Genomic DNA, 531 nt, shown 5'->3' on the forward strand with positions numbered 1-531 from the left:
GCGGCTTACCGAGCCAATAGTGCGGTGGCGCAGAGTGAGATCTACACAGCGCGGGCGGTGATCGACGTGGAGCTGGCAGGGCATCGGATCTTCTCAGAGTTGATCGACAAAGTGATGCACTCGCTCCTACACCCGGACGATGCGTATAGTCGTACGCTCCTCTCGCTGGTGAGCAGTCAGTACAACCTGCACGAAGCGTCAATCTACGGCAAGCTCCAGTGTACGCTCGACTACATCTCTGGCATGACCGACCCCTATGCGCTAGACCTCTACCGACGCATCACCGGCATGAGCCTGCCAGCAATCTAGAGGAGTAGCCCGTTGCTTTCTAAGTTCAAATGCAAGTAAAAAGCGAAGTTTTTTTTCTCGTTTCGCAAGCTCGGTCGACTTCTCTTCGGGAACCCGCTCGTCGGGGTGGGGGCTCCCACCCCTTGCCGCGGGGGCGCTCCCGGAGCGGAGATTTTCCTTTCTGAACTTGCCTCGGAGGACTCTCTTCTCTTCGTAACCGCTCGTCGGGGTGGGGGCTCCCAC

The 531-nt window shown here is 58.2% G+C and carries 1 pseudogene; it reads left to right on the top strand.

Annotation, left to right across the window (positions count from 1 at the left end):
• Positions 1-309, top strand: a pseudogene (locus tag PORUE0001_RS03035) (dehydrogenase); the annotation flags it as partial.
• Positions 310-531: the final 222 nt, after the last annotated feature.

It is taken from the genome of Porphyromonas uenonis 60-3, assembly GCF_000174775.1.
Taxonomy (GTDB): Bacteria; Bacteroidota; Bacteroidia; order Bacteroidales; family Porphyromonadaceae; genus Porphyromonas; species Porphyromonas uenonis_A.